This is a genomic window from Streptomyces sp. NPDC004561 (genome assembly GCF_053602155.1).
Window position 1 is genome coordinate 1 of record NZ_JBSGDB010000382.1, and the last position, 8,536, is coordinate 8,536.

The following is an 8,536-nucleotide window of genomic DNA, read 5'->3' on the forward strand; positions in this document are numbered from 1 at the left end:
CACACCCGTGCGCCCGACCTATCCCCCACCCCCGACGCCCCGGGCCCCCCTGGCGGCCCCGCCCCCCCCCCGGCGGGGGCGGCCCCGGTCCGTGTCAGCCCTCGGCGCTCGGCGGCCCGTCCGCGTCAAGGCCGGTGCACGCCAGCTTCCCGCCCACCTCGGCGCACGCCTCCACGCCCCGGGGCGAGGACACCGAGAGCATCGGGCTGCTGGCACCGGTGGCGTCGTCCGCAGGGTAGCTCGCGGTGAGGACGTCCTCGCCGGCCCGCACCGACACCTCGCGCGCCCGCGGGGAGCGCACGCGCACCTCGGACCATGCGGTGCCGCAGGCCGGCGAGTAGCGAAGCCTCACGGCGTAGCCCTGGTCGGAGACCGTGCTCCTGGTCTGCGCGTCCCGTGCGCACACCGTGGCGTCCGGCAACTCGCCCTTGCAGGAGGCGCCGTGACAGCGCGGTACCGAGGTCGCGGTGCGCGCGGCCGGGGCGCTGCCCGGACGGCCGGCGAGGGCGACGGCGGCGGCGACCGCCGTCGCGGCGCCGAACAGCGCGAGGGCCGACACCGGAAGCCACAGCGGATTCCACCGCAGCCACCTGCCGCGGGCGGACTCCCCGGACGGGCCCGGGGGAGCGGGATCCCTGGCCGCCTCCCACAGGGCCAGCACGGCGGCGGTGTCGGCCTCGGCGAGCCGGCACAGGGCCTCCACCGCGGGCCTCGGCGGCCGCTTGCCGCCGGACAGATAGCGGTGCCAGGCGGACTTGCTGTACGGGGTGCGCGCGGCCAGCGCCGCCAGGCTCAGCCCCGTACCGTCCCGCAGTTCGCGCAGTCTCAGCACCAGTGGCTCGTCCGGCGTGGTCGATCCTTGGGGGTGCCGCATCGTACGTTCCTCGACTCACATTCCGCTATGGGCGGTTTCGCCCCTGTTGCCGGAATGGCTTCCCTGCCGGACGGCGGCTGCAACTCCTGACGAGGTATGAGGAGAGTGAACCGTACGCCCATGTCGAAGGCCTGTTCGGGACGCGGGTTCCCGGACAGGCCTTCAACGGTCATGGCGTGGGGCGGCCGGCGCGGATCAGCACCAGGGGACGGCCCGGCTGGTCCTCACGTAGTGGGCGGAGACGTAGCCCCGGTGCCGCGGGAGCCGGTACCAGACGTGGTTGCCGCGCACACCGGACCCGTAGGTCTTGCAGGTGAGGGTCATGAGCCGGTGCGTGCTCCGGTGGCCGACCACCCGGTAGCCGGTGCCCGGGCCGGAGCGCACGTTGAGCCGGAGGCGGTGGGTGGCGACCCGGCCGGTGAGGGGCAGGGTGCGGTGGTACGGCGCCTCGCTCACGGTGATGCGGTAGGCCATGCCCTGCGGGCCGAGGAGGTACACCGTCCCCTGCGGGGTGAAACGGAGCCCGCGGTGCGCGTGGAGCATCCGGCGCGCGTGGTGGCTCCGGTAGTGGACGTGGTGCCGGACGTGGTGCGTGCGGTAGGTGTACTGCTGGGCGGCGACGGCGGGCACCGGGTGCTGGGCGGTGGTGGCGGCGGCGGCTGCGCCGGCCGTCGTGGGCAGGAGCGCGAGCACCGCGACCGTGGCCAGCAGGCCGCTCTTGAGGGTCCGTCGGATCATGGAAGCCTCCGGCTGTCGATCTCGTGACCACGAGCAGTGATCACGCCGCCCAGCCTTGCCGTGACGAACCGTCACCATGCCGTTCCGGCGTCCCCTGGGACACGTGGGACGTCCCCCGGGACGGGCGCCGGGGCAGCGGGCCGGTCCATCGGGTCTGCCGCGGACAGGTGTTCCACGGTCCTGCCCGTCTCCGTGGACGTCCGCGTGACGTGAGAAAGGGATGCGTGTGCCGTGGTAACACTGCGGCGGGGCCCGCCGTCGAGGTGGACGCCCGGTGGCGGCGGCGTGACGAGCCGCTCGAACCGGCGACCCGGTGGCCTACCGTCCAGTAATATCCGGCGGCAGGTCACCAGAGGAGGAACCTTGTCCCGGTCCGAACGATCACCCCTGCTGCTCGCCGGCCTACTGGCCGCGGCCGGGGTCGCCCACTTCGCCGCCCCGCGCCGGTTCGACGCGATCGTGCCCCGCGCGCTGCCGGGCTCGCCCCGGGCCTGGACGTACGCCAGCGGGGTCGTCGAACTGGCCCTGGCGGCCGGAATCGCCGCGCCCCGCACGCGCGCGGTCACCGCGAAGACGACCGCGGCGTTCTTCGTCGGCGTGTTCCCGGCGAACGTGAAGATGGCCGTGGACTGGCGGCACCGGCCCGCGCCGCTGAAGGCCGCCGCCCTCGCGCGACTGCCCCTCCAGATGCCCCTGGTGCTGTGGGCCCGTGGTGTCGCCCGGAGCGGGGAGGGACAGTCGTGACGGAGCACATCGAGGTCGGGGACAAGGTCGAGGACTTCGCCCTGCCCGACGAGACCGGCGCCGTCCGGCGGCTCGGCGAGCTGCTGGCCGACGGACCCGTGGTCCTCTTCTTCTACCCGGCCGCCCTCACCCCGGGCTGCACCGCCGAGGCCTGTCACTTCCGCGACCTCGCCGCCGAGTTCGCCGCCGTCGGCGCCCGGCCCGTCGGCATCAGCGGGGACAGCGTCGACAAGCAGCAGGAGTTCGCCGGCCGGCACACCCTCGGCATGCCGCTGCTGTCCGACGCCGACGGCACGGTCCGTGAGCGGTTCGGGGTCAAGCGGGGCTTCTCCCTCGCCCCCACCAAGCGCGTCACCTTCGTCATCGCCGAGGACCGCACCGTCCTGGAGATCGTCCGCAGCGAACTCCGCATGAACACCCACGCCGACCGAGCCCTCGCCGCCCTGCACACCCACCGGGGCTGACCCGGGAGACCGGGTGCCCGTGCCTCTTGGAGCGGATTCAGGGCCCGCCTGCCTACGGGCGCTGAAGCGGGCACCCGGCCTGCGAAGGGCTTGCGCGGCTGCTTGATCCGCGACCGCGCGCTCATCTGCGAGGTCTCCGACGCCAGTTCCACCTCACCGCACCTGCGCCGGGCCCACGCCTACGACGAGGGCGGCCGCGGACTGCTGCTGGTCGCCCGGCTCACCCAGCGCCGGGGCAGCCGGCAGACGGGCGCCGGCAAGACGATCTGGGCCCAACAGCCGCTCCCCGAGGCCTGATCACTGGAACGGGCAGCCCGGGTTCGGGGCGTCCTCGGAGAACGGGGAGCCGTGCGGCAGCACGTAGAGCACGTCGAGGACGAGCGGGGTGTCGCCGAGGTTGCGGCCTATGTGGACGTGGCCGGAACCGGCCGGTTCCTGGATCGTCGAACCCGCCCGGTAGAGGCCGTCGGAGGCGCAGGAGGAGTCGAAGTGACTGAGCGTGCCCTGCTTCACGAAGCCGTACAGCGGGCCGTCGTGGTAGTGCCAGCCGGTGCTCTGACCGGGCGGGACCGTTATCTCGCGCAGGGTGTAGTCGGTGCCGCCGACGGTGGTCTGGCTGATGGTGCGGGCCGTCACCCCGGGCCCCGGAGGCGTCGCCCCGGCGGTCTGGCACATCAGTGCGGTGGCGGCGGTCACGACGCCGACGACGGCGGTGCGGAGTGCTGTGCGCATGCGGGAGCCTCCAGACAGGCGACGGTTGTCGGCGCGAACATAAGCGCAGAATCGGCCTGTCGAGGGCGGAACCCGAGAATCCGGTTCAGTGTGCTCGCGTCAGTAGACGTCGTCGGTCTCCCGCAGGGCGACGCGGGTCATGAAGAGGTCGGGGGCGGCGCCGTCCCGGCGCTTGCCGGGGTAGTCCCGGGCCGGCGCGCCTCTCGACGCGGGCGGGGCGTCCGGCCGCCCCGGCGCCGCCCCTCACTCCTCGGCGCCGTCGGCCGCGACCTGGGCCAGCGTGCGTCCGGTGCGCACCGAGCGGGCCCGCCGGGGGTCCGGGGTGCCGTGCCCCGCCGCTCGGGCCGGGCCCTTGCGCACCAGCAGCCAGGACTCCTCCTCGTCCGCGCCGCCGCGGAAGCGGGTCAGGGCGTACTCGCCGTGCAGCTTCGTGCCGTGCAGCCGGAACGAGGCGTGCCCGTGCTCCAGGGACTCCGCGAAGTCCACCGGCCGCCCCCGGCGGTCGTGGCTGAGCGGCTCGTAGGTCCCCCGGTCCCACACGATCACCGTGCCCCCGCCGTACTCGCCCTTCGGGATCACGCCCTCGAAGTCCTCGTACGCCAGCGGATGGTCCTCGGTCGGGACGGCCAGCCGCTTGTCCCCGGGGTCGCTGGACGGGCCCTTCGGCACCGACCAGGACTTCAGGACGTCGTCCACCTGGAGCCGGAAGTCGAAGTGCATCCGGCTCGCGTCGTGGATCTGCACCACGAACCGCGGCCGGTCGTCCCCGTCGGCCGTGTCCTCGCCCGAGGGCTCGCGGGTCCGTTCGAAGTCGCGCCTGCCGCGGTACGTCCGCAGCCGGTCCTCCGCTGCCACGTGCGGCTCCTTCCGTACGTCCGCCTCACCGGCCCCGGGTACCCCGGATCGCGCGCCTCCCCGGGCGCGGTGCCTCAGAACTCCTCGTGCGTCTCCGGGTCCCCGCCGAGCCTGCGCGGGGCGTGGCGGCCCATGGCCGCCATCTGGTCCGAGTCCAGCTCGAAGCCGAAGACGTCCAGGTTGGCGCGCTGCCGCTCGCGATCGGCCGACTTCGGAATGGGCAGCGCGCCGAGCTGGACGTGCCAGCGCAGCAGCACCTGCCCGGGCGTCACGCCGTGCGCCTCGGCGATCCGGGCCACCTCGGGGTCGTCCAGCAGATGGCTGCCCCGGCCCAGCGGGCTCCAGCTCTCGGTGACGATGCCCTTGTCCGCGTGGAAGGCGCGCAGCTCCTCCTGCGGGAACATCGGGTGCAGCTCGATCTGGTTCACCGACGGCAGCACGCCCGTCTCCTTCTCCAGCCGGACGACGTGCTCGGGAGTGAAGTTGGAGACGCCGATCGAGCGGACCAGACCGTCCTCGCGCAGCTTGACCATCGCCTTCCACGTGTCGACGTACTTGCCGACCCGGGGATTGGGCCAGTGGATCAGATAGAGGTCCACGTACTCCAGGCCGAGGCGCCGCCGGGACTCCTCGAAGGAGGCCAGGGCCTCCTCGTAGCCGTGGTGGCGGCCCGGGAGCTTGGTCGTCACCACCACTTCCTCGCGGGGCACCCCGCTGTCCGCGATGCCCCGGCCGACGCCGGTCTCGTTGCGGTAGTTCGTCGCGGTGTCCACCAGCCGGTAGCCGAGGCCGAGCGCACCGCGCACGGCCCGCTCGGCCGCCGAGTCGTCCAGCGGCCAGGTGCCGAGACCCACGGCGGGGATCGCCGTACCGTCGTTGAGCGTGTGCGCCGGAATGCCGTTCACGATGGGACCTTCCCTCGACAGTGTCGTCCCCCCAGCCTCACGGATACGGTCGGTGGTGATCAACCGCTCACGTGGCAGCGGAGGGGCGGGACAGTGCGTCGACGGCGTTTTCCGAACACGGGCGTCCGACGTTCGCCGTCCGGGGCGCCGGGTGCCACGATCTTCGCGGAGCCGGTACGGACGAGCATCGGAGCGCGTATGACGACGGACAGGGCCGCCGCTGATCGGCCGGAGCGGGTCGCGGGCGTGGAGGTGAGGCCCGTCGCCGGGCACATCGGGGCCGAGATCACCGGTGCCGATCTCGCCGGACCGCTCGACGACGCCGTGGTGGCCCTCATCCGGCGGTCCGTGCTGCGCTGGAAGGTGGTGTTCTTCCGGGACCAGCGGCTGGACCACGCCGGGCACATCGCCTTCGCCCGCCGCTTCGGGGAACCGGTCGTCCTCGGCCGGCGGGGCAGTGCCTCACCGGCCGGCTTCCCCGAGGTGGAGACCACGGCGGACCGGCTGGACCTGGGCGGCCGGTTCGGTATGGGCCACGAGGAGTGGCTGCAGCGCCGCCGGCACACCCTGCTGCGCGGCTGGCACTGCGACCACGGCGCCCGGATCGACCCGCCGATGGCGACCGTCCTGCGCGCCGAGACCGTCCCGCCCTACGGCGGCGACACGACCTGGGCCAACCTGGCCGCCGCCTACGCCGGGCTGTCGGCCCCCGTCCGCGCCTTCGCGGACGGGCTGCGCGCCGAGCACCGGCTCGGCGTCGGCTACCAGCCGCGGCCGGGCGACGACGCCTACCTCCGCCACCTGCTGGACCACCAGGTGGCCTCCGTGCACCCGCTGGTACGGGTGCATCCGGAGACGGGGGAGCGGGTGCTGTTCGTCAACGGCTACTACCTGGAGCAGCTCGTCGGCGTCTCCCGCCCGGAGAGCGCGGCCCTGCTGGAGATGCTGCTGGAGCAGGCGGTCCGCCCCGAGTACACGGTCCGCTTCCGCTGGGAGCCCGGCAGCGTCGCCTTCTGGGACAACCGGGCCACCATCCACCTGGCCCCCGGCGACCACGTCCAGGCCGGCTCGCCCCGGATCATGCACCGGGTGATGCTTCAGGGCGACGTGCCGGTCGGGGTGGACGGCAGGCCGTCCGAACCGGTCACCGGCACGTCGGTGGGCCGCTGGTGAGTCAGCCGGCCGGCCGCCACCCGAGCGCCGGCCCCAGGCTCGTCGCCATGTCGGTCAGGATCTGTACGTAGTCCTCGTGCCCGAAGGTGAACGGCAGGGCGAAGGCCACCTCGTCGATCTCGCGGAACGCGGCGTGCGCGTGCAGGCGTTCGGCCAGCTCCTCGGAGGTGCCGACCAGGTCCGGTGCGAACAGCAGCCGCGCCGGGCCCTGCGGGGCGGCCGTGCGGGGCAGACGCCGGGCCGCGTACTCCGCGTACCTGGCGCGCTGCTCCGGTGTCGCGGAGTCGGCGGGGATCACCACCAGGCCCTGGGAGACGCGGGCCGACTCGCCGTCGGGGTGGTGGGCCCGGAACCGGCGGATGTGGGACAGCTGGATCTCCGCGAAGTCCGGGGGCGTCCCCGGGCCCTCCGCCTTGACGACACTGCTGGTCAGGAAGTTCATACCGTGCTCGGCCGCCCAGCGGGCCGAGCCGAGGCCGCCGCCGCCGTACCAGAGCCGCCGCCCGAGCCCCGGTGAGTGGGGCTGGACCACGTCCGAGTAGGTCTCGAAGCCCTCCGTCCCGCTGAAGCCGGTGGCGGGCTCGCCGCGTACCAGGTCCAGCAGCCGCCGCACCCGCTCGTGACCAAACTGCTCCGCGTCGGCGGTGTCCGGGTACAGGGCCTGTTTGACCTGCTCGAAGTGCGTCGGCGGGCCGGCGCTGACGCCGGGGTTCAGCCGGCCGCCGGACAGGAGGTCGACGGTCGCCAGGTCCTCGGCCAGCCGCAGCGGGTTCTCCCAGCCCAGCGGTGTCACCGCGGTGCCCAGCTCGATGCGGCGGGTGCGCTGCGAGGCGGCGGCGAGGACGGCCACGGGGGAGGAGATGCCGTACTGGAGGTGCCGGTGGCGGACCCAGGCGCTGTCGAAGCCGAGCCGCTCGCCCAGCTCGATGATCTCGAGCGTCGACTCGTGGCCCCGGGCCGGGTCCGCCGCGTCGAACAGCCCGATCGTGAGGAAGCCCAGCTTGCGCAGGGGGCGAGGGGTGGACGACACCGGCTCCTCCAGCGGTCGTACGTCGACCCGGCCATTCTGGCAGCCGAATGTGACAACCGTGTGATCGGTTCGGCGGGCTCACCTCAGGGGGATCGTGACCTCGTCCTCGACCGGCGGGTCGATCTCCTGGGCGCGGTTGCCGGTCGCCGCGAAGCAGCGCAGTCGTACCGCGTCTCCGGTGACGTCCAGGCGCAGGAAGGACTTGAAGAAGGGCGGGCTGTAGGTGGCGGAGGACGGCGAGAACAGCTGGGTGTAGATCTTCCGCACGGGCAGCCGGACCCGGGAGGTGCGGTCCGGGCGGCCGCCGGCGCCGAGGAGGCTCGCGACCAGCCGGGTGCGCCGGGTGACCCGGGTGTCCGGACCCAGGGCGCGGCCGGGCTCGACGCCGAGATACTGGGCGATCACGGCCGTCGCCTCGGCCTCGCTCAGGGTGAAGAGGCGGCGCAGCCGCAGCCGGCGGCCGTACAGGCGGCTGTAGAAGGCCAGTGAGTCGCCGCGCAGCGGATAGCAGCGGAAGTCGCGCTCGGTGACGCCCCCGACCGACACCCGGGGGATGGTGTGCGTGGCGTGCATGAACGCCCCGCCGCCGCCCGAGACGACGTACTGGATGGTGCGGCCGGCCACGTCGACCGGGTACCGCTGGTAGTTGTGTATGTCACCGCCGATCGCGGCCACGTAGTGGTGCTCCGGGTCCCGGACGATGTCGTCGACCGTGCCGCCGCCCTCGATGGGGCACGGGTGGTGCTCGCCGTCGACGTACAGCGGTGACCCGGTGACCAGGATCTTGGGCTTCGGCCCCCGGGACACCTCGCGCAGCCAGGCGCCCTGTTCGGCGTCGATCGTGCCCAGCAGCCCGGTGTCGATGCCGACGATGCGCAGCGGGCCCGCGTCGATCGCCCAGTACGGCCCGGGCTGTGCGACCTGCTGGCCCGGCGCCGAGCGCAACCGCCGTGCCTCGGCGAGCCGTTGCTCGTCGGCCGGGCGCGGCCGGTGCCACAGCAGCGCACGCCACCAGGCGCGG

The 8,536-nt window shown here is 73.8% G+C and carries 10 protein-coding genes and 1 pseudogene; 4 read left to right on the forward strand and 7 right to left on the reverse strand.

What is annotated here, in order from left to right:
• Positions 1-94: 94 nt before the first annotated feature.
• Positions 95-874, reverse strand: coding sequence for an XRE family transcriptional regulator (locus ACWEN3_RS34815; RefSeq protein WP_452979207.1), 780 nt, complete (start codon positions 872-874; stop codon positions 95-97).
• A 195-nt stretch (positions 875-1,069) separates the two neighbouring features.
• The gene (locus ACWEN3_RS34820) at positions 1,070-1,612 is read right to left on the reverse strand and encodes a hypothetical protein (protein WP_452979210.1); all 543 of its coding nucleotides are present in this window, start codon (positions 1,610-1,612) and stop codon (positions 1,070-1,072) included.
• Positions 1,613-1,975: 363 nt separating this feature from the next.
• Here ACWEN3_RS34820 and ACWEN3_RS34825 point away from each other — a divergent pair, with 363 nt between their 5' ends.
• The 3 genes and pseudogenes from ACWEN3_RS34825 to ACWEN3_RS34835 all read left to right on the forward strand — a co-directional run.
• Complete coding sequence (locus tag ACWEN3_RS34825; RefSeq protein ID WP_452979213.1) at positions 1,976-2,356, forward strand: DoxX family protein; 381 nt, start codon at positions 1,976-1,978, stop codon at positions 2,354-2,356.
• Positions 2,353-2,820, forward strand: a complete 468-nt coding sequence (locus tag ACWEN3_RS34830) for a peroxiredoxin (RefSeq protein WP_452979216.1) — start codon at positions 2,353-2,355, stop codon at positions 2,818-2,820. Before ACWEN3_RS34825 ends, ACWEN3_RS34830 begins: the two co-directional genes overlap by 4 nt.
• Before the next feature lie 102 nt (positions 2,821-2,922).
• Positions 2,923-3,117, forward strand: a pseudogene (locus ACWEN3_RS34835) (ATP-binding protein); the annotation flags it as partial.
• Here ACWEN3_RS34835 and ACWEN3_RS34840 read toward each other — a convergent pair.
• From ACWEN3_RS34840 to ACWEN3_RS34850, 3 genes are all read right to left on the reverse strand, one after another.
• Positions 3,118-3,552, reverse strand: coding sequence for a cupin domain-containing protein (locus ACWEN3_RS34840; protein WP_452979219.1), 435 nt, complete (start codon positions 3,550-3,552; stop codon positions 3,118-3,120). It lies immediately after the preceding pseudogene.
• Between the two features lie 243 nt (positions 3,553-3,795).
• The gene (locus tag ACWEN3_RS34845) at positions 3,796-4,407 is read right to left on the reverse strand and encodes a DNA polymerase ligase N-terminal domain-containing protein (RefSeq protein ID WP_452979222.1); all 612 of its coding nucleotides are present in this window, start codon (positions 4,405-4,407) and stop codon (positions 3,796-3,798) included.
• 74 nt (positions 4,408-4,481) lie between these two features.
• Positions 4,482-5,312: an aldo/keto reductase gene (locus tag ACWEN3_RS34850; RefSeq protein WP_452979225.1), complete on the reverse strand. Its 831-nt coding sequence runs from the start codon at positions 5,310-5,312 to the stop codon at positions 4,482-4,484.
• Between the two features lie 198 nt (positions 5,313-5,510).
• On the opposite strand from ACWEN3_RS34850, the gene ACWEN3_RS34855 reads away from it, so the two are divergent.
• Positions 5,511-6,485: a TauD/TfdA dioxygenase family protein gene (locus ACWEN3_RS34855; RefSeq protein WP_452979227.1), complete on the forward strand. Its 975-nt coding sequence runs from the start codon at positions 5,511-5,513 to the stop codon at positions 6,483-6,485.
• Between the two features lies 1 nt (position 6,486).
• On the opposite strand, the gene ACWEN3_RS34860 is transcribed toward ACWEN3_RS34855, so the two are convergent.
• Both ACWEN3_RS34860 and ACWEN3_RS34865 read right to left on the reverse strand, forming a co-directional pair.
• Entirely contained in the window at positions 6,487-7,515 is a 1,029-nt protein-coding gene (locus ACWEN3_RS34860; protein WP_452979228.1) for an LLM class flavin-dependent oxidoreductase, read from the reverse strand.
• A 78-nt stretch (positions 7,516-7,593) separates the two neighbouring features.
• The coding region (locus ACWEN3_RS34865; RefSeq protein ID WP_452979232.1) for a metallophosphoesterase family protein at positions 7,594-8,536 on the reverse strand (943 nt) is incomplete at its 5' end.